The 19,881-nt window shown below is 61.2% G+C and carries 18 protein-coding genes; 11 read left to right on the forward strand and 7 right to left on the reverse strand.

All coding sequences use genetic code 11. The features are described 5' to 3' along the window. Nucleotides 1-4: 4 nt before the first annotated feature. Nucleotides 5-523, reverse strand: a complete 519-nt coding sequence (locus ACK6BI_RS15650; protein ID WP_065259098.1) for a glycine cleavage system protein R — start codon at nt 521-523, stop codon at nt 5-7. 454 nt (nt 524-977) lie between these two features. Between ACK6BI_RS15650 and ACK6BI_RS15655 the strand changes: the two genes are divergently transcribed. Further along, a complete protein-coding gene (locus tag ACK6BI_RS15655) occupies nt 978-3,155 on the forward strand; it encodes a malate synthase G (protein WP_409317772.1) in 2,178 nt (725 codons plus the stop codon). A gap of 64 nt (nt 3,156-3,219) precedes the next feature. On the opposite strand, the gene ACK6BI_RS15660 is transcribed toward ACK6BI_RS15655, so the two are convergent. Beyond that, nucleotides 3,220-3,684 (reverse strand): response regulator, encoded by a 465-nt coding sequence (locus ACK6BI_RS15660; RefSeq protein WP_065259096.1) that lies wholly within the window; start codon nt 3,682-3,684, stop codon nt 3,220-3,222. A gap of 259 nt (nt 3,685-3,943) precedes the next feature. On the opposite strand from ACK6BI_RS15660, the gene ACK6BI_RS15665 reads away from it, so the two are divergent. The 8 genes from ACK6BI_RS15665 (at nt 3,944) to ACK6BI_RS15700 (ending at nt 12,838) form a co-directional block, all read left to right on the forward strand. Further along, nucleotides 3,944-5,878 carry a putative nucleotidyltransferase substrate binding domain-containing protein gene (locus ACK6BI_RS15665; protein WP_409317773.1) on the forward strand — a complete coding sequence of 645 codons (1,935 nt, stop codon included), beginning with the start codon at nt 3,944-3,946 and terminating at the stop codon, nt 5,876-5,878. Beyond that, a complete protein-coding gene (locus ACK6BI_RS15670) occupies nt 5,875-6,582 on the forward strand; it encodes a PolC-type DNA polymerase III (protein WP_409317774.1) in 708 nt (235 codons plus the stop codon). Before ACK6BI_RS15665 ends, ACK6BI_RS15670 begins: the two co-directional genes overlap by 4 nt. Nucleotides 6,583-6,694: 112 nt before the next feature. After that, the gene (locus tag ACK6BI_RS15675) at nt 6,695-7,213 is read left to right on the forward strand and encodes an RNA polymerase sigma factor (RefSeq protein ID WP_409317775.1); all 519 of its coding nucleotides are present in this window, start codon (nt 6,695-6,697) and stop codon (nt 7,211-7,213) included. Beyond that, complete coding sequence (locus ACK6BI_RS15680) at nt 7,210-8,184, forward strand: FecR domain-containing protein (protein ID WP_409317776.1); 975 nt, start codon at nt 7,210-7,212, stop codon at nt 8,182-8,184. Before ACK6BI_RS15675 ends, ACK6BI_RS15680 begins: the two co-directional genes overlap by 4 nt. 150 nt (nt 8,185-8,334) lie before the next feature. After that, on the forward strand, nt 8,335-10,761 hold the full coding sequence (locus ACK6BI_RS15685) for a TonB-dependent siderophore receptor (protein ID WP_409317777.1): 2,427 nt from the start codon (nt 8,335-8,337) through the stop codon (nt 10,759-10,761). 74 nt (nt 10,762-10,835) lie between these two features. Beyond that, complete coding sequence (locus tag ACK6BI_RS15690; protein ID WP_409317778.1) at nt 10,836-11,966, forward strand: PepSY-associated TM helix domain-containing protein; 1,131 nt, start codon at nt 10,836-10,838, stop codon at nt 11,964-11,966. Next, on the forward strand, nt 11,963-12,142 hold the full coding sequence (locus tag ACK6BI_RS15695; RefSeq protein WP_085709174.1) for a hypothetical protein: 180 nt from the start codon (nt 11,963-11,965) through the stop codon (nt 12,140-12,142). The genes ACK6BI_RS15690 and ACK6BI_RS15695 overlap by 4 nt, the downstream gene beginning before the upstream one ends. Nucleotides 12,143-12,208: 66 nt before the next feature. Continuing rightward, on the forward strand, nt 12,209-12,838 hold the full coding sequence (locus ACK6BI_RS15700; protein WP_409317779.1) for a glutathione S-transferase: 630 nt from the start codon (nt 12,209-12,211) through the stop codon (nt 12,836-12,838). A gap of 87 nt (nt 12,839-12,925) precedes the next feature. Here ACK6BI_RS15700 and creD read toward each other — a convergent pair whose 3' ends face one another. Next, on the reverse strand, nt 12,926-14,296 hold the full coding sequence (gene creD, locus ACK6BI_RS15705) for a cell envelope integrity protein CreD (RefSeq protein ID WP_409317780.1): 1,371 nt from the start codon (nt 14,294-14,296) through the stop codon (nt 12,926-12,928). A 164-nt stretch (nt 14,297-14,460) separates the two neighbouring features. Between creD and ACK6BI_RS15710 the strand changes: the two genes are divergently transcribed. Further along, complete coding sequence (locus tag ACK6BI_RS15710) at nt 14,461-15,471, forward strand: acyltransferase family protein (protein WP_409317781.1); 1,011 nt, start codon at nt 14,461-14,463, stop codon at nt 15,469-15,471. On the opposite strand, the gene creC is transcribed toward ACK6BI_RS15710, so the two are convergent. The 3 genes from creC to ACK6BI_RS15725 all read right to left on the reverse strand — a co-directional run bounded on the left by creC (nt 15,446) and on the right by ACK6BI_RS15725 (nt 18,146). Beyond that, nucleotides 15,446-16,894 (reverse strand): two-component system sensor histidine kinase CreC, encoded by a 1,449-nt coding sequence (gene creC, locus ACK6BI_RS15715; RefSeq protein WP_409317782.1) that lies wholly within the window; start codon nt 16,892-16,894, stop codon nt 15,446-15,448. The two genes, ACK6BI_RS15710 and creC, sit on opposite strands and share 26 nt — an antisense overlap. Next, a complete protein-coding gene (gene creB, locus ACK6BI_RS15720) occupies nt 16,894-17,574 on the reverse strand; it encodes a two-component system response regulator CreB (protein ID WP_409317783.1) in 681 nt (226 codons plus the stop codon). Before creB ends, creC begins: the two co-directional genes overlap by 1 nt. Before the next feature lie 68 nt (nt 17,575-17,642). Continuing rightward, nucleotides 17,643-18,146: an ATP-dependent zinc protease gene (locus ACK6BI_RS15725; protein ID WP_409317784.1), complete on the reverse strand. Its 504-nt coding sequence runs from the start codon at nt 18,144-18,146 to the stop codon at nt 17,643-17,645. A 172-nt stretch (nt 18,147-18,318) separates the two neighbouring features. On the opposite strand from ACK6BI_RS15725, the gene ACK6BI_RS15730 reads away from it, so the two are divergent. Further along, a complete protein-coding gene (locus tag ACK6BI_RS15730; RefSeq protein ID WP_409317785.1) occupies nt 18,319-19,206 on the forward strand; it encodes an acyltransferase in 888 nt (295 codons plus the stop codon). Here ACK6BI_RS15730 and ACK6BI_RS15735 read toward each other — a convergent pair whose 3' ends face one another. Next, complete coding sequence (locus tag ACK6BI_RS15735; protein WP_409317786.1) at nt 19,207-19,758, reverse strand: DUF2780 domain-containing protein; 552 nt, start codon at nt 19,756-19,758, stop codon at nt 19,207-19,209. Nucleotides 19,759-19,881: the final 123 nt, after the last annotated feature.

Consider the following 19,881-nt stretch of genomic DNA (forward strand, 5'->3'; position numbering starts at 1 on the left):
CGTTTCATTCCTCTGCACGCAAACTCAATTCCACCATCAAGTCATCAGCCAGGGTCTCCAGACGTGATTTCAACACGTCCAGCGACAAGGTGAGCGGCAAGGCCAGAATCGCCTCGGCATGAAACAACGGCTCGCTGCTCATCGGCGCCGGACGCACTTCGGTCACCAGCCGTTCGAGGTTCACGCCCTGCTCACTCAGCAACCGGGTGATATCCCGGACGATGCCCGGCCGATCATTCCCCACCAGTTCCATGGCAATCGGTTTCCAGGTGCACGCCTGTTCGATTCCGCTTTCGGCCACCAGGACACGAATGCCCTGTGCCGACAGCGCCTGTAAGGCATCGACTAATTCGTCGTAAGCCTCCGCCGGCACACCGACCCGCAGAATCCCGGCGAACTGCCCGGCCATCCGCGACATACGGCTTTCCAGCCAGTTGCCGCCGTGCTCGGCGATGCATTGGGCGATGCGCTCGACCTGTCCGGGCTTGTCCGGCGCGAAGACGGTGAGTACGAGGTGATCCATGGCGCAGCCCTCTTCTCATGACGCTTGTAGTGGAAAACCAAGTATAGGCAAGCGTTCGACCGGCGCCTCAGACGCTCGAAATCACAAATCGTGTACAACTTTTTATATTTAGCTGGAACAATCCATTGGTTTTTTGAGAACATCCCGTTCCGCGCCGTGACCGCAATGCGTCATGGGGTCGCAGAACGACGTAATTAGTCTGATTTTCACAACCGCAACTCATCATGTAGTATGCCGCAGCGCGCACTACATAACGTTGGATCGATGTCTGCCCAAGGCACGTTCGCAACCCTGAAAGCCCCGTCAGCAAGGCCCCCAAGCCGTTGATTGGTCCCAGCCCAGCCGCCAGCGATGGCATGTACTGGTCGAGGGGTTTGTGGTTTAAATGGCCAGAGGCTTCATTGTTAAATTGAAGAGCTGAAAAGCGAAATAGCTGAGCAGAGTGAGGCAAGCAATGACTGAACACGTTCAAGTCGGTGGCCTGCAGGTCGCCAAAGTCCTGTTCGACTTCGTGAACAACGAAGCCATTCCCGGTACCGGCCTCACCGCCGACAAATTCTGGGAAGGTGCCGACAAGGTCATTCACGACCTGGCGCCGAAGAACAAAGCCCTACTCGCCAAACGCGACGACTTCCAGGCCCGTATCGATGGCTGGCACCAGAGCCGTGCCGGTCAGCCGCACGACGCCGTGGCCTACAAAGCCTTCCTGCAAGAGATCGGTTATCTGCTGCCAGAAGCGGCTGATTTCCAGGCAACGACGCAAAACGTCGATGACGAAATCGCCCGTACCGCCGGCCCGCAACTCGTGGTTCCGGTGATGAACGCCCGCTTCGCCCTCAACGCCTCGAACGCCCGCTGGGGCTCGCTGTACGACGCCCTGTATGGCACCGACGCCATCAGCGAAGCCGGCGGCGCGGAAAAAGGCAAAGGCTACAACAAGGTGCGCGGCGACAAGGTCATCGCCTTCGCCCGCGCCTTCCTCGACGAAGCGGCACCACTGGCCGCCGGCTCCCACGTCGATTCCACCGGTTACAAGATTGCTGACGGCAAACTGGTCGTCACCCTCAAGGGCGGCAGCAACAGCGGCCTGCGCAACGACGCACAACTGATCGGTTTCCAGGGCGACGCATCGGCACCGATCGCGATCCTGCTGAAGAACAACGGTCTGCATTTCGAAATTCAGATCGACGCCAGCACCCCGGTCGGCCAGACCGACGCCGCCGGCGTCAAAGACATCCTGATGGAAGCGGCACTGACCACCATCATGGACTGCGAAGACTCCGTCGCCGCCGTCGATGCCGACGACAAGGTGGTGATCTACCGCAACTGGCTGGGCCTGATGAAGGGCGACCTGGCGGAATCCGTCACCAAGGGCGGCCAGACCTTCACCCGTACCATGAACCCGGATCGCACCTACACCAGAGTCGACGGCAGCGAACTGACGCTGCACGGTCGCTCGCTGCTGTTCGTGCGCAACGTCGGTCACCTGATGACCATCGACGCGATCCTCGACAAACACGGCAATGAAGTGCCGGAAGGCATCCTCGACGGTCTGGTGACTTGCCTGGCGGCGATGCATAACCTGAGCGGCAACACCTCGCGCAAGAACACCCGCACCGGTTCGGTCTACATCGTCAAACCGAAGATGCACGGCCCGGAAGAAGCAGCGTTCACCAACGAGCTGTTCGGTCGCATCGAAGACGTGCTGGGCCTCAAGCGCAACACCCTGAAAGTCGGGATCATGGACGAGGAACGCCGTACCACGGTCAACCTCAAGGCCTGTATCCAGGCGGCCAGCGAGCGTGTGGTATTCATCAATACCGGTTTCCTCGACCGCACCGGCGACGAAATCCACACCTCCATGGAAGCCGGCCCGATGGTGCGCAAGGCCGACATGAAGGCCGAGAAGTGGATCGGCGCCTACGAGAACTGGAACGTCGATATCGGTCTGAGCACCGGCCTGCAGGGTCGTGCACAAATCGGTAAAGGCATGTGGGCGATGCCCGACCTGATGGCAGCGATGCTGGAACAGAAAATCGCTCACCCGCTGGCCGGCGCCAACACTGCCTGGGTTCCGTCGCCAACCGCCGCTGCGTTGCACGCGCTGCACTACCACAAGGTCGACGTGTTCGCCCGTCAGGCCGAGCTGGCCAAACGTGCCCGCGCTTCGGTCGATGACATCCTGACCATTCCGCTGGCGGTCAACCCGAACTGGACGCCGGAGCAGATCAAGAACGAACTGGACAACAACGCCCAGGGCATTCTCGGTTACGTGGTGCGCTGGATCGATCAGGGCGTGGGTTGCTCGAAAGTGCCGGACATCAACGACGTCGGCCTGATGGAAGACCGTGCAACGCTGCGTATCTCCAGCCAACACATTGCCAATTGGCTGCGCCACGGCATCGTGACCGAAGCGCAAGTGATGGAAAGCCTCAAGCGCATGGCGCCGGTGGTCGACCGTCAGAACGCCAACGACCCGCTGTACCGTCCGCTGGCCCCGAACTTCGACAGCAACATCGCCTTCCAGGCGGCGGTCGAATTGGTGATCGAAGGCACCAAACAGCCGAACGGCTACACCGAGCCGGTCCTGCACCGTCGTCGTCGCGAGTTCAAGGCTGCCAACGGCCTGTAACCTGCGCTGATGCCGGAAATGAAAAAGCCCTGATCCTTCGATCAGGGCTTTTTCTTTTGGGCCGCTATCCCCAGGGCTCGATCCCCAATTCATGTTTGACCAGCCCCAGCAACTTCGCCGTATCAATCGGCTTGAGCAGAAAATCCACCACGCTGAGGTGCATTGCCGCAATGGCATCCTTCACCGATGCATCGCCGGAGACAATGATGATCGGCAGTGCGGCGCGTTCAGATTCCCGCACCCGCCGGATCAGTTCCAGCCCTCCCACATTCCCCATGCGCAGGTCAGTGATCACCAGCCCGATCCTTCGCCGGTTATCCGTATCGGGCATCAGCATCCTCAGCGCTTCTTCGCCGCTGGCGGCCGTTACGCAGTCAATGCCGTCCAGACCGAGAATATCCGCCAGCAGTTCTCGAGCGTCCTTGTCGTCATCGACGATCAAAACCCGCTGAGGAGGCAATTCGGGCTCGAACATCAGCTCCCGCAGCGCCTCCTGTTCGGCGTCGCTCAAAATATCGTGGTCGGACATGGCGTTCTCTACATTCTCGAAATCGATCCTCTGGCACAGTGGTCAGACATCGCAGGGCAGAGCTTCAATGTGCACTTCGTCGGAAACTTTTCCAATAGGCGAACCGAGGAAATTCCGAGTATTTCTGTAGGGTATGTCCGAAACCGCCCGACGGTCGTGAAAACCTAGACTTACGTCCAATGGGCACCCCGCGCCCGGGAGCCGACCATGGCTGCAACGATCCAATAACAACAATTCGAAAAAGACTGCGGTAATGGTTATGAGTAAAGCGGACGCCTTCACCCAGGCAGGGAAAACCGCGGTGTTGCAAAACATTCAGGGCACATTGCAATTCCTTCAGCGCTTCCCCCCTTTCAATCAGATGGAACACGCCCACCTCGCCTATCTGGTGGAGCAGTGCCAACTGCGTTTTTACGCTCAGGGCGAGACGATCATCAAACCCGCCGACGGGCCGGTCGAACACTTCTACATCGTCAAGCAGGGCCGGGTCGTCGGTGAGCGTCCGCACACGGCCAAGGGCGGCACCGAAACCACGTTTGAAATCACTTCCGGCGAATGTTTTCCCCTGGCCGCCCTGCTCGGCGAGCGAGCGACCCGCACCGCCCACCTGGCCGGCGAAGACACCTTCTGCCTGCAACTGAACAAACCGGCGTTCATCAAGCTGTTCGCCCTCTCCAATACTTTCCGCGATTTCGCCCTGCGCGGGGTGAGCAGCCTGCTGGATCAGGTCAACCAACAGGTGCAGCAGAAGGCCGTGGAAACCCTCGGCACGCAGTATTCGCTCAATACCCGTCTCGGCGAATTGGCCATGCGTCATCCAGTGACCTGCAGCCCTTCGACTCCCCTGCGTGAAGCGGTGAAGCTGATGCATGAACAACAGGTCGGCAGCATCGTCGCAGTGGATGAGCACAAGGCGCCGCTGGGGATTTTCACCCTGCGCGACCTGCGTCATGTGGTGGCTGAAGGCATTGGTGATTTCAGCGACCCCATCGAACGCCACATGACGCCCTCGCCGTTTTATCTGTCGCCGGATCACAGCGCCTTCGACGCGGCGATTGCGATGACCGAGCGGCACATCGCCCACGTTTGCCTGGTCAAGGATCAGCGATTGTGCGGCGTGGTTTCCGAACGGGATCTGTTTTCGCTGCAACGGGTCGATCTGGTGCACTTGGCGCGCACCATCCGCAGCGCCCAACGGATCGAGCAACTGGTAAACCTGCGTGGCGAGATCGGCCAGCTGGTGGAGCGCATGCTGGCTCACGGTGCGTCCTCGACCCAGATCACCCACATCATCACCCTGCTCAACGATCACACCGTGTGCCGGGTGATCGAGCTGACCCTCGCCGATAAAGGCGACCCCGGTGTGCCGTTCAGTTGGCTGTGCTTCGGCAGCGAAGGCCGGCGCGAGCAGACCCTGCACACCGATCAGGACAACGGCATTCTGTTCGAAGCCCGGGATGCCGCGCATGCCGCGGAGATTCGCGGCAAATTGTTGCCCATTGCGCAACAGATCAATAACAGCCTGGCGCAATGCGGCTTCACCCTGTGCAAGGGCAACGTCATGGCCGGCAATCCGCAATTGTGTCTGTCCCGCGCCGAATGGGCCCGGCGCTTTGCCGCGTTCATCCGCGAAGCGACGCCGGAAAACCTGCTGGGCTCCAGCATTTATTTCGATCTACGGGTGGTCTGGGGCGACGAGCAGGGCTGTGCGCAACTGCGCCGGGGCATTCTCGATCAGGTCGGCGACAATCGTTTGTTCCAGCGGATGATGGCCGAGAACGCCTTGCGCAACCGTCCTCCAGTGGGGCGTTTCCGTGAGTTCGTGCTGACGAAAAAGAACGGCGAGAAAGCCACGCTGGACCTGAAGATCCAGGGCTTGACCCCGTTTGTCGACGGGGCCCGCCTGTTGGCGCTGGCCAACGGCATCGACGCCAACAATACCCTCGAACGCTTTCGCCAACTGGTGAACAAAGAAGTCATCGACCGGCTGGATGGCGCGGCATACGAAGAGGCCTATCACTTCATCCAGCAGACCCGCCTGCAACAGCATCAGTTACAGACACGGGCAAACCTGCCGTATTCGAACCGGGTCGATCCCGACAGCCTCAATCATCTGGACCGACGCATCCTGCGCGAATCCCTGCGTCAGGCCCAACGCCTACAGAGCAGCCTTACCCTGCGGTATCAGCTATGAGCCTGTTCTCGTGGCTGCGTCCGGCCAGCCCCGTTCTGCCGGACGAACTGCGACAACGCCTGGCGCAACTGCCGGCAATCGGCGAACTGAGCGAGTGCAGCCTGCGCGAACAGCGCTGGGTCGTGCTGGATCTGGAAACCACCGGGCTCAACCTGAACAAAGATCGGGTGCTGTCGATTGGCGCGGTGGTGATCGAGGACGGCGCCATCGACTTCGGCCAGCAGTTCGAACGGACCCTGCAATGTCGCGAACTCAAACTCGGGCCCAGCGTATTGATCCATGGGTTGGGGCCGAATGCGATTGCCGCCGGCAGCGAACCGGCCGAGGCGCTGGTCGACCTGCTGGAATTCATGGGAAACAGTCCGGTACTGGCGTTTCATGCACCGTTCGATCAGCACATGTTGGGCCGGGCCATGAAAGAACACTTGGGCCACAAGCTGCAGCAGGTATTTCTCGATGTAGCCGACATTGCGCCGCTGGTTTGTCCGCAGGCGCACATCCGTGAAGCCGGGCTGGACGAGTGGATCAACTGGTTCAGGCTCGATGTGTTCGAACGCCACAATGCCAGCGCCGATGCCTTGGCAACGGCGGAGCTGGCGTTGATTCTGTTCAGCCGCGCGCGTCAGCAACAGATCCACAGTCCGCTGAATCTGCAGCACCGCGTGAATCAGTGGAAGCGCCGCCAACAGACGCATTCGTTCTGAGCCCCGGGGCTGTCACCCGACAACCCGACCGGTGGCCAATTGCTAACCATTCCCACCTCTGCCACAATCGCGAACAATTCTCGTTGGTTAATATTTCCCAGTCGGTGCCTTCGTGTCGTCAGCCCAAAGCCCTCACAGTGAGCTCGTCGGTGCGTTGTATCGCGACCATCGCAGCTGGCTGCTGGCCTGGCTGCGGCGCAACGTGGCCTGCCCGCAACGTGCAGAAGACCTGAGCCAGGACACCTTCGTCCGCCTGCTCGGCCGCGAAGAACTGCTGACACCCCGCGAGCCCCGAGCGTTTCTGGTGGCGATCGCCAAAGGCCTGCTGTTCGACTACTTCCGTCGTGCCGCGCTGGAGCAGGCCTATCTCGCCGAACTGATGCTGATTCCCGAAGGTGAACAGCCGTCGGTGGAAGAGCAGCAACTGATTCTCGAAGACCTCAAAGCCATCGACCGCCTGCTCGGCCAATTGTCGACCAAGGCCCGCGCTGCGTTCCTCTATAACCGTCTCGATGGTCTGACCCATGCCGAGATCGCCGACAAGCTCGGCGTGTCGGTGCCGCGCGTGCGCCAGTATCTGGCCCAGGGCATCCGTCAGTGTTACATCGCCCTGTACGGTGAGCCGACGTGAACCCGGCCAGCTCAAGACCCGTCCCGACCCATGTGCTGGATGCCGCGATCGCGTGGCAATTGACCCTCGATTCCAGCAGCCCGCTGGAGCACGAAGAGTTCGCCAAGTGGCACGCCGCCCACGAAGAGCACGCCCGCGCCTGGCGCCAATTGGGCATGCTCGATCAGCGTTTCAAGGTGGCTAATGGCCCGGCCCGCGCTGCGTTGCTGCAATCGCGCGAAGGTATCCGGCGGCGTGTGCGCAAACTTGGCAGCGGTCTGGCCAGTGTTGTCGCGGTGATCGGCCTGTCGCTGTTCGCCGCAGAACACTATCTGCCGCTGGATTACTGGCTCGCCGACCAGCGCACCGCCACCGGCGAACAACGCACCGTGCGGCTGGCGGACGGCACCGTGATCAATCTCAACACCCACAGCGCCGTGGACGTGCGCTTTGATGACAAACAGCGGCTGGTGGTGTTGCAGGACGGCGAAATCCTCATCGAAACCGGCCATGGCGATGCACGACCGTTCATTGTCGAGACCCGCGAAGGCCGCATGCGTGCGCTGGGCACGCGGTTTCTGGTCAAGCGCGAAGAACAGGGTACGCGCCTGAGCGTGCTGCAGTCGGCCGTCGCCGCACACGCGCAATCCGATCCGCAGGAGCAGATCCTGCGCGAAGGCCAGCAAGTGTTGATTCGCGACAACGGGCTGGACACGGTTGCGACGCTCAGCCCCGGCGCCGATGCCTGGACTCGCGGCATGCTGGTGGTGGACAACACGCGCCTGGCCGATCTGGTGCACGAACTCGGCCGCTATCGTCGAGGCCATCTGGGTGTCGCGCCGGAAGTCGCCGATTTGCGCATCACCGGCAGTTTCCCGCTGCACGATACCGACAAGGCTCTGAACGCCCTGTTACCGACCCTGCCGGTGCAGATCGAGCAGCACACGCCATGGTGGGTCACCGTGGCCAAGGCTGATCCGAAGCCCCGATAAAAATCCCGTTCCCCCTGAAAACGGACTTTCAGCTGATTTCAGCCGCCATGCTGTCCGTTAATCGAAATTATTTTCATCCAGCCCTATCACTTTTCGAATCTCGTCCGGCACACAGGCAATTGAGAAATATTTCCATTCAGGAGCCGCCGTATGTCCCGTTCGCTAGACACCTTGTTGCGCCCCAGTTTGCTGGCGGTCGCCATTGCCCTCTGCACACCGCTGGCCAGCAGCCCGTCGATCGCCGCTGAACAGGCATCGAGCGTTCGCGCCTACAACCTGCCGGCCGCACCACTGGCGACCACCCTCAATCAGATCGCCAGCCAGGGCGGCCTTGCGCTGTCGCTGAGCCCGGCGCTGGCCGCAGGCAAGACCTCGGCCCCGGTCAACGGCCAATATGACGCGGTGGGGGCCCTGCGCGCAGCCCTGCTGGGAACCGGTCTGCAACTGCAACAGAGCAGCGCCGGAACCTACTCGCTGGTTGCCGTGCCGGATGGCGTGTTGGCGTTGCCCGAAACTTCCGTGATCAGTGTGGAAAACATGGAAAGTGCCTGGGGCCCGGTCGAGGGCTACACCGCCACTCGCACCGCCGCCGGCACCAAGACCGATACCGCGCTGGTCGAAGCACCGCGCTCGATCTCCGTCGCCACCCGCCAGCAGATGGACGATCGCAGCGTCCACAGCCTCGATGACGCCGTGCGCTACATGCCGGGCATCACCGCCAGCAGCTATGGCAGCGACACCCGCTCCGACTGGCTGAGAGTGCGCGGTTTCGAACCGACCCAGTTCCTCGACGGCCTGCCACTGCCCAAAGGCGTGTACGCCAACCCGAAACAGGAAACCTGGAACCTCGACCGCCTCGCCCTGCTCCGCGGCCCGGCCTCGTCGGTTTACGGCCAGACCCCGCCGGGTGGTCTGCTGGACATGGTCAGCCGCCGCCCAAGCGATGTGCAGAGCAGTGAAATCCAGTTGCAGTACGGCAGCGACAATCACCGTCAGATCAACTTCGCCAGCACGGGCAAGATCGACGACGCCGGGCAGTTTCTCTACGGCCTCAGCGGTGTGGTGCGCGACAGCGGCACGCAGGTCGATCATGTCGATAACAAGCGCTACAACATCGCGCCGAGCCTGACCTGGAACATCGACGACGACACCAGATTCACGCTGCTGACCCAGTTCACCCGCGACGATACCGGAATCACCAGCCAGTTCCTGCCGGTGCAGGGCACCAAGATCGACATGCCGTTCGGCAAGGTTTCCCATCACAAGAATCTTGGCGATCCGGACTGGGAATACTACGACCGCACTTACTACGCGCTGGGCTATGCCTTCGAACATCGCCTGAACGATGTGTGGCAGTTCAAGCAGAACCTGCGCTACACCAAGTCGGAGCTGTCGTTCCAGAGCCTGACCCCGGGTTCGTACCCGTACACTCAGGTGGACAACGCCGGCAACGTCGGCCGCACCAGCACCAGTGTCAATGAGGACATCAGCCAGTTCGCCGTGGACAACAACTTCCAGGCCGACTTTGCCACCGGCGACATCCGCCACACGCTGTTGCTGGGTCTGGATCACCAGCGCAGCAACAACAACTACACCTCGATCTTCGGTGACGGCCTGACCACCAACGTGCTCAACCCGATTTACGGTCAGCCGATCGTGCGTCCGGCGCGCTCCACCGCGTTCTACGACTATGAGCAGAAGACCAACCAGACCGGCCTGTATGTGCAGGACCAGATGGCCCTCGACCAGTGGCGCCTGACCCTCGGCGGTCGTGAAGACTGGGTGCACACCGGTACGAAGTTCATCAACAAGGGCGATGCGACCAACACCGATCGTGACAAGGCTTTCAGCGGCAACGCCGCACTGAGCTACGTGTTCGACTCGGGCTTCGTGCCGTACCTTTCCTACGCCGAGTCCTTCCAGCCCACCAGTGGCGCCGACGCGTCCTCCACGGAATCGCTCAAGCCGACCGAAGGCAAACAGTGGGAACTGGGGATCAAATACCAGCCACCGGGCAGCAAAACCCTGCTCAGCGCTGCGGTGTATGACCTGACCCAGAAAAACGTTTCGGTAAGCTCGTTCGTCAACGGCGTATCGATCACCAGCCAGACCGGCGAAGTGAAGGTCAAGGGTCTGGAGCTGGAAGCCACCTCCGATGTCACCGATAACCTGAAAGTCATCGCCGCCTACACCCTGGCCAAGTCCGAAGTGCAGAACGGCGTCGACAAGGGCAATCGCCTGCAACTGATGCCGAACCAGCAGGCTTCGCTGTGGACCGACTACACCTGGCACAGTGGCGTGTTCGATGGTTTCGGTATCGGTGGTGGCGTGCGTTACACCGGCAACACCTACGGCGACAAGGCCAACACCTGGCTGGGCAAGGCGGATGCCTACACCGTGTTCGATGCCAGCGTGCATTACGATCTCGGTCGTCTGGACAACAGCCTCAAAGGCGCATCGGTGGCAATCAACGCCACCAACCTGTTCGACAAGGACTACATTTCCACCTGCGACAGCTTCTACTGCTACTACGGCGACCAGCGCAGCGTCGTCGCCAGTGCCACCTACAAATGGTAATGGCTTGAGCTGAAACAGGTGCCGCAACCAGGCCGTCCCTCGTGGACGGCTTTGGTGTTTTTGAAGGTCATGAAATGAAAAGTAAAACAATCCGCCGCTGGTCGTTCGTCCACACCTGGACCAGCCTGATCTGCACCGTGTTTTTGCTGCTATTGGCCCTGACCGGCCTGCCGCTGATCTTTCATCATGAGATCGAGCATCTGCTCGGTGACGCCCCCGAAGTGCGGGAGATGCCGGCCAACACACCGCACCTCGACCTGGCGCAACTGGTTAAAGCCGCAGAGGCCCATCGCCCCGGCGAAGTCGTGCAGTACTTCGGTTTCGAAGACGACGAGCCCAACGCCGTGTTGACGATCATGGCGAAAACCGCCGGCACCGAGCCGAATTCCTCGCACACCTTCATGCTCGACGCCCGCACCGGTGAAGCGCTGGAAACGCCCTCGGCCAACGGCGGGCTGATGCTGTTCATCCTGCGTCTGCACGTCGACATGTTCGCAGGCCTGCCGGGCAAGTTGCTGCTGGCGTTCATGGGCGTGCTGTTCGTGCTGGCGATCGTGTCCGGGACGGTGTTGTACCTGCCGTTCATGCGTCGCCTGGATTTCGGCACCGTGCGCGGGGACAAATCCACCCGGCTGCGCTGGCTCGACCTGCACAATCTAATCGGCGTGGTGACCCTGACCTGGGCGCTGGTGGTCGGCGTCACCGGGGTGATCAGCGCCTGTGCCGACCTGATCATCGTGGCCTGGCGCAACGACTCGCTCAACGCCATGATCGCGCCCTACCGCGATGCCCCACCGCTGACTCACCTCGCCCCTGCCACCCGCCTGCTGGACATCGCCGGCGAAGTCGCACCGGGGATGAAACCGGACTTCATCGCGTTCCCCGGCACGCGGTTTTCCAGCGAGCACCATTACTCGGTGTTCATGAAGGGCGGCACCCACCTGACTTCGCATTTGCTGACGCCGGTGCTGATCGACGCCAGCACCCTGCAGGTTACGGCGGTGGCCGAGCGACCGTGGTACATGGACGCCATGGGCATGTCCCAACCGCTGCACTTTGGCGACTACGGCGGCATGCCGATGAAGATCCTCTGGGCCACTCTCGATGTGCTGACCATCATCGTCCTCGGCAGCGGTGTGTACTTGTGGCTGGTGCGGCGCAAGGCGGCAAGACCGGTGCCGGAAACGGCGGAGGCTTCGACATGAAACCGCGTCAGTCGAACTTCTGGAAAGTCTTCAGCACACCGCTGGTGATCGCGTTACTCAGCGCGGCGGGGCTGTTCGCCGCACTGCTGGGCGACGGAATCTGGGACGGCTTGAGCTGGATCGGTCTGGGCGTGCCGGCCGCACTCGCCTTGCGCGGTCTGTTGCAACGGCGCTGATTGGCTTGAGCCTGACGGGTAACGCGCTATGCTGCCCGTTCATTGCCCTTGACCGAGACCCTGCCGATGTCCGCTCCCAGCATGACCCTGTTCCACAACACCCTGTCCCCGTTCGTGCGCAAAGTCATGGTGCTGCTGCACGAGACCGGCCAGCAGGATCGCGTCGCCCTGCAGGAGTGCGTCCTGACACCGGTCAGTCCCGATGCTGCGCTGAACCAGGACAACCCGCTGGGCAAGATCCCCGCACTGCGTCTGGCCGACGGCAACGTCATCCATGACAGCCGAGTGATCCTCGACTACCTCGACCACCAGCACGTCGGCAATCCACTGATCCCTCGGGACGGTTCGGCCCGCTGGCGGCGCCTGACCCTGGCCTCGATGGCCGACGGGATCATGGACGCCTCCGTCATGGTGCGTTACGAGCAAGTGCTGCGCGCCCCGGAGAAGCACTGGGACGAATGGCTCGAAGCCCAGCGCGACAAGATCCGCCGCACCCTGGCGCTGCTGGAGCACGACGCCATTGCCGAACTGACCAGCCATTTCGACATCGCCGCGATCAGCGTGGCCTGTGCGTTGGGCTATCTGGATCTGCGCTTTGCGGATTTCGGCTGGCGTGAGGCCAACCCGCAACTGGCCCACTGGTACTTCGAAGTGAGCCAGCGGCCGTCGATGATTGCGACGATGCCAAAGGTCTGAAGCCCGGCGCGGGAGGCAATGAGGCGAAGATCAGCGTCATCAATACCTCTGCCTCCCGCTGCTCCTCACGCAACCCCACGAACCGGCTCATTGCACCGCTCCGAGATCAAACTCCAGGGGCTTGGCCGGTTTCTGCCCGACGCCGTACCAGTCCAGGTTACGGGTCAGCACCATGAACACGCCCAGCAGGCCGAACAGCAACAGCGAGCCCATCAGCAGCGCATAGTCCTCGGCGCTCAGCAAGCCATACAGCAGGCCATACAGCGCCGCCAGCCCTGCCGAAAAACTCAGGCCGTGGCGCACGCTGCGCAGCACATGGCAGACATAAAAACCGATCAGCAACACGCAACCACTGGCCGACAGCAGATACGCCAGGGCAAACCCCAGGTGTTCAGACAACGACAGCAGCAACAGATAGAAGAACGCCAGCGCCACCCCCACCAGCGCGTACTGCACCGGGTGCACCGCCAGGCTTTTCAATATCTCGAACAGAAAGAAACCGGCGAACGTCAGAACGATGAACAACAGCGCATATTTGATCGCCCGGTCACTCTTCAGGTACTGATCCACCGGATCGATGAAACTCACCCCGAAGCTGCGGCTGTTGAACGCCTCGCAGTCGTCTCCCGAAGCGCAACGATTCATGGCTTCTTGCAGGTTGGTAGAGAAGAACGAGGTCTGCCAGTCGGCACTGAACCCCTGATCGCTGACTTCACGCCTGGCCGGCAGGAAATTGCCGATGAAACTCGGGTGCGGCCAGTTGGCAGCCAGGTTCACGCGGCTGGTCTTGCCCACCGGCAGCACCTGTAACGAGCCAGTGCCTTGCAAGCGCAGGTCGAAACCGAAGGCCAGTTCCGTGGTCTTGCTGGTGTCCAGCGCCGGCAGCGTCACTCGCACACCCTCGCCCAGCCAGCCAACCTGGGTGCCGGGCACGAAGTCCAGACGCTGCGCGCCCAGCTCCAGCTTCAGGGCATTTTCGATCCCGCGAATATCGCTGATGCCGACCGCCAGGAACGGCGCATCGAAGGTGTAATCGGCAAAGTCCTCCTTGATCCCCAACTGTGCCGGCAGCGCGAAGTGCCCGCTGATGCGGTTGTCGGCATGGAACAGCCGCGCTTCGTAAATGCCCCGGGCGCGCAGCTCGGTCTGTACCTGGCCGTCGAGCTCAAAACGCTCCGGCAGGAAATACAGACGCCCACGCTCTTCGCCGATTTCCTGGTAACGCTCGCCGCTCTTGTCTTTGGTTTTCCAGGTGCGCACCACTTTGCGATACGGCACCACCATCACCGGCCCGCTTATCTGCTGGCTGTAGCTGGAACTTCTGGCGATCTCTTCGAGGACGCCGTCACGCCGTTGCTGACGGTCATCGATAACGCCATCGATCATCAGCAGCGGAATCAGCAGTAACAGGATCAACAGGGCAATGGCCCCGAGCTTGAATGTCAGATTTCGGTTCATCAGAACGCTCCCTTGTTGGAATGGGGCGAGTCTGCAAATGCTGTATGGGTTTGTGATGGCGGTTTTGTGGGCTTTGTGTGGAAATACCTGTAAAACGCTGTTCCCGTCATTGAATACAGGACCATGCGAACAGTGCGGGCCGGTTTCGAACAAGGATTATTCAGTTGAGAAACAACTCATTCGACTTGATCAGGCATTTTGCGGCACTGATGGTGCTGGTCAGTCACCACTTCGCGCTTTCAGGCCTGGAAGAGCCCGGCATCGCCGGTTACAACTCATTGGGGGGCATCGCCGTCATCGCCTTCTTCTCGATCTCCGGCCTGCTGATCACCCATAGTTTCCTCAATGCCAGCAGCGTAACCGACTATCTGGCCAAGCGTGTCGCGCGGATTTTCCCGGCGCTGATCGCTTGCGCATTCATCATGACGTTTGTGGCGGGCGGGATATTGGCCGACGGCTATGTCACCGGTCCCGCGGCGCTGATCGACTTCCTGCGCATCTCGTTGTTCGGTCGCGCGGCAATCGATGAAATCACCAACGGCTTTATCTTCAGCGAGTCTTTCAATGGCAGTCTGTGGACGCTGAAGATCGAATTCGCCTTTTATCTGCTGGTGGCGGCCGCGTTGAGTCTGTACCGCCGGGCGGCGATGGTCAGTGCAACGCTGGTGGCGTTCTGTATTGCGACCTATGTGCTGGGCAATGGCCCCGCCTCGGCGCTGGCTCAGAAACTGGCGGTGTATGGCTATGCCGGTATCGCCTTTTTTGCCGGGTCGCTCCTGGCTTTCTACAAGCAATACCTGGGCGCCAGACATCGATTAGCAATAACGCTGGCGGCCTGCCTCGGCCTGATTCCGCTTGCAACGGGTACGCCGATGGCCGGCGTCGTCGTCACGCTGTGCATTTGCCTGGCGACACTGAGTCTGGGTCTGCTGTATGTCGACGGCACCCTTCGGGGCCGGTTCGATCTGTCTTACGGCATCTATTTGTATGCGTTTCCCGTGCAGCAGTTGGTGATCAACAAGACCTCGCTGCCATTCGTGCCGTCCATGATCGTGTCGGCGCTGGTCGTGATCGTGCTGGCCGCCGCTTCCTGGATCTGCATTGAACGACCGGCGTTGCAATGGGCGCATCGCAAAAGCAAGGCCCGCCTCAGCGAGACGGCGACCCTGTCCTGAGTGATCCCGGCAGGTGCAATCGCACCTGCACGCCACCTTCAAGGTTGTCGATGTGCAGAGAGCCTCCATGCAGCTTGGCCACTTCCTCGACGAAGTTCAGCCCAAGCCCGGTGCTTTTGCGTCCACTCTCGGGGCGCGGCAGTGAGTAGAAGCGCTCGGTCAGGCGCGCCAATGCGTAATCGGGAATCGGCTCGGCCTCATTGAACAGGCAAAACTCGACCTGCTCGCCAACTCGTTCGGCGTCAAATCGCAGCAGCCCCCCTGACGGGGTGAAATCCAGCGCATTTTCCAGCAGATTGCCCAAGGCTTGACGCAACAGAAACGGCTCACCGATCAGCGTCAACTCCGCCGCGACAGTGCACTCGACTCGCAGCTGTTTGCTTTCAATGCGCGCGGCCTGCGCGTGCAACACCTCATCCACCAGCGCCGCGAGCGGCACGGCGACACGCTCTTCCAGCGCCTGGCGCTGTTCAACCTGAGCCAGATCGAGCAGCCGCTCGATCAATTGCTGCATGCGCGCACTTTCGCTGTCGATGTTGCCGACAAATCGCTGCCGTTGCGCCCGTGGCATTTCACTCTGCAGCAACTCGGCGGCACCGCGAATCGCCGCCAGCGGGCTCTTCAACTCATGGGTCAGGGTGTGGACATAGCGCTCGACATAGGCCTTGCCCTCGAGCTGAGTACGCATCTGCTCGACGGCGCCTGCCAGTTGTTTCAGCTCGCCACCGCGATAGTGCGGTACTTCCACCCGCCGTCCCTCGCTGACCGCCTGGGCATAACCGGTCAAACGGTGCAGCGCCCGGCTCAGCCACCACGACAACAACGCCCCAAACAGCAGGCCCAGCGCGATCAACCCAGCGCCATAAGCCAGCAACCGGCGCTCGGTCCGGTCGACGTAGGGCTGCAATGAACTGTTGGGCTTGGCCACCGTGACCACACCGATGATCCGGCCATCGTCGCGGATCGGCGCGCCGACGTGCATGACCGACGAGTTCGGATCATTGGGGTCACTGCGGCTGGAGCGCGCGCCGTATTCGCCGCGCAGGGTCAGGTAGACGTCGTTCCAGCGCGAGTAATCCTGACCGACCGCCAGACCGCTGGAGTCCAGCACCACGATGCCCTTGGCGTCGGTAACGTAAATGCGGTGGTTGACCTGGTTCTTCGGGAGGCCCCAGATCGTCGCTTTCGGCTGGCGCTCGCCGTAGGCCCGGAGCAGCTCGGGCCAGCGATTCTGGCTGAGGGTACCGGCCTTGAAATCATCCTTGAGAATTTCCGCCATCAGGTTGGCGGTGTCGACCAGGGTTTCTTCGGTGGACTGACGCACGCCGGGACGGATTTCTTCCATCACGGTGTTGAGCACGAAATAACCGGTGAGGCCGATGAACAGCACATAGACCAGAAAAATTCGCAGCCCGAGCGGCATCAGCTGTGCCCCGGGCTGTAGCTGTAACCGAGGCCGCGATGGGTCTGGATCGGCTCGGCCTCGGCGCGCACCAGACGCAGCTTGGCGCGCACGCTTTTGATGTGGCTATCGATGCTGCGTTCGTAACCGGCGTCGGCTGCCACGCCCAACGCATCGAGCAACTGCTCGCGGCTGAATACCCGTTCCGGTTGTTCAAGCAGGCATTGCAGCAGACGGAATTCGTGCCGGGTCAGGTTCAGGGGCTGCCCGCGATAACTGATCTTCACTCGTTCGGGATCGATGCTGAACATCCCCGACCATGCGTCGACCGGCGCACGTGGGGCCATGCGCTTGAGGATCGCCCGGACCCGCGCCGCCACTTCCCGTGGGCTGAACGGCTTGACCACGTAGTCGTCGGCGCCGATTTCCAGGCCCACCACCCGGTCGATTTCAGCATCCCGGGCACTGAGGAACAGCACCGGCACTTCGCTGAACCGACGCAGTTGCTTGCAGGTTTCGAAACCGCTGATATCCGGCAAGCCGATGTCGAGGATGATCAGATCGGCCGGTGTCTGGCGCTGATAGTCCAGCGCTGCCGCGCCGAGGCTCAGCCAGGTCGTGGTGAAGCCCTCGCCCTGCAAGGCAAAAATCAGCGTATCGGCAATCGCCGCTTCGTCTTCGACAATCAGGATATGAGGCATGGCGTCCAAGCCTGTGGAATGAGTGCGCGAACGGTGCCCCAAGCCTGACGTTACGTCAATGAGACCACTTAGCAGTCCGGCTTGTCGGCGGTGAAACGCCGGGCCGGGTTCACCGCCGCACCGAACTCACGCAGAGCCTTGGCACCGATCAGCAACGGATAATTGAAATGGCTGCGGTCGGTCAGGTTGACCTCGACGGTGCGCTTGACGTTGCCCAGGCACAGTTCCAGATCGACCACGGGACGCTTGGCCACTTCGGTGCTATCGCCCTCGTCCTCTTCATCAGAACGATTCTTGATCTTGCTGATCCGCGCGATCTTGTGTTCGTACACCTGGTTACTCGCGTCTTTGGTGGCGAGGCGGAAACGAACCCAGTCTTCACCATCACGGGTAAAGGTCTCGATGTCCTTGGCCGACAACGACGCGGTCAGCGCGCCGGTGTCCATTTTCGCCTTGAGCACCTGGCCGCCGATTTCCGGCAGCGCGATGTATTCGTAGCGCCCGTAAAGGGTCGGCTCGGCCGCCAGCACCGGCAGGGCGATGAAGGAAAGCAATGCAAGGAGAGATTTCACGTAAAAGACTTCCTTGGGAAATGGGGGCTCTGAAGCGAGATTTTAGACCGTTGTCCGCTTGATCGTTCCCGCAAGGCTAACGCGCCAAAGGTGAAACATTCGTCACCGCCGATTTGGCCTGTCGCCCGAAGCCACTTATCATGGCGCGCCCATCCGCCTTCAAGAGTTGCTTATGCGCCGCCTGCTCACCGGCTGTCTCGTCACCCTGCTGCTGTTGCTCAACACCCTGGTGCTGTTCGGCCCATTGATGGTGTTCGCCCTGCTCAAGCTGATCCTGCCGGGACGCTTTCGGGACTACGCCTCATGGGCGGTGATGTGGATCGCCGAGACCTGGGCGGAAATCGACAAACTGATCTTCCGTCTGTGCATCCCCACGCAATGGGACATCCGTGGCGGCGATGACCTGCGCGGTGACACGTCCTATCTGGTGATCAGCAACCATCAGTCCTGGGTCGATATCCCGGCCCTGATCCAGACCCTCAACCGGCGCACGCCATTCTTCAAATTCTTCCTCAAAAAGGAATTGATCTGGGTGCCGTTCCTGGGCCTGGCCTGGTGGGCGCTGGATTACCCGTTCATGAAGCGCTACACCAAGGCGTTCCTGGCGAAAAACCCGGAGCTCGCCGGCAAGGATCTGGAAATCACCAAAGCGGCGTGCGAGCTGTTCAAGCGTCAGCCGGTGACCGTGGTGAACTATCTGGAAGGCACCCGCTATACCGCCGCCAAAAGCACCCAGCAGCAGTCACCGTTCAATCACCTGCTCAAGCCCAAGGCTGGCGGTGTGGCATTCGTGCTGGCGGCAATGGGCGAACAGCTGGACGCGATTCTGGATGTGACTGTGGTTTATCCGCAGCCGAGGATTCCGGGTTTCTGGGACCTGATCAGCGGCAACGTCCCACGGGTGATCATCGACATCCGAACCCGTGAGCTGGACCCGTCGCTGTGGCAGGGCGACTACGAGAACGATCCGCTGTTTCGCGAGAAAATCCAGAGCTGGGTCAACCAGCTCTGGAACGAGAAGGACCGGCGCATTGCCGAGCTGCGCAACGAGCGCGGCTGATCAGTTGCCGGTGCCCCAGATGCTGCCCAGACTTTGCAGCAGCGAGCCGCCGACACCCTGCTGACCGAGATACTGCAGAAGAATCGGGGCAAACTGGCCAACCATGCTGCTGTCCATGCCCAGCGCACCGAAAGCGTTGTTCAGGTCATTGGTGTCCTTGACGTTGCCCAGAGCATTTTCCAGTCCGGCGGACTTGCCGGACGAACCCAGCAATCCGCTCAGGGCCGCCAGATTGCCACCGCCGCCGGAGAGTTTGTCGATCCCCGGCACATCCTTGGCCAGTTGCGAATAATCCGTGTTGCTGAGCTGGTTTTTCGCCAGCCCCAGCATGGCACTGGTGCCGCCGACCGCTTGCTGCGGCGTGACGTTCAGCGCGCTCAAGGCACTCAACAGACCGGCGGTTTCCGAAGTCGGCGCTGCAGCGGCGGCCTTGTCCCCGCCCTGCATGCCCGATACCGCACCGGCCACGTCATTCAGACTGAAACCGGCAAACACCGGCCCTGCCGCCAGGGTCAGGAGCGATGCCAGGGCAAAACCGCGTGAAATCTTCATTCAGACATCCTCTTGTGGCGTGAAACCCTTCAGTAACGAAGGGAAAACTGCGGATTTGACCGAGTATCCATCGGCATGTTCCGAGCGCAGCGCATGCATTTTGAACGCGGCCATGTACAGAAA

Source organism: Pseudomonas sp. KCJK9016 (assembly GCF_046231795.1).
Taxonomy (GTDB): Bacteria; Pseudomonadota; Gammaproteobacteria; order Pseudomonadales; family Pseudomonadaceae; genus Aquipseudomonas; species Aquipseudomonas bananamidigenes.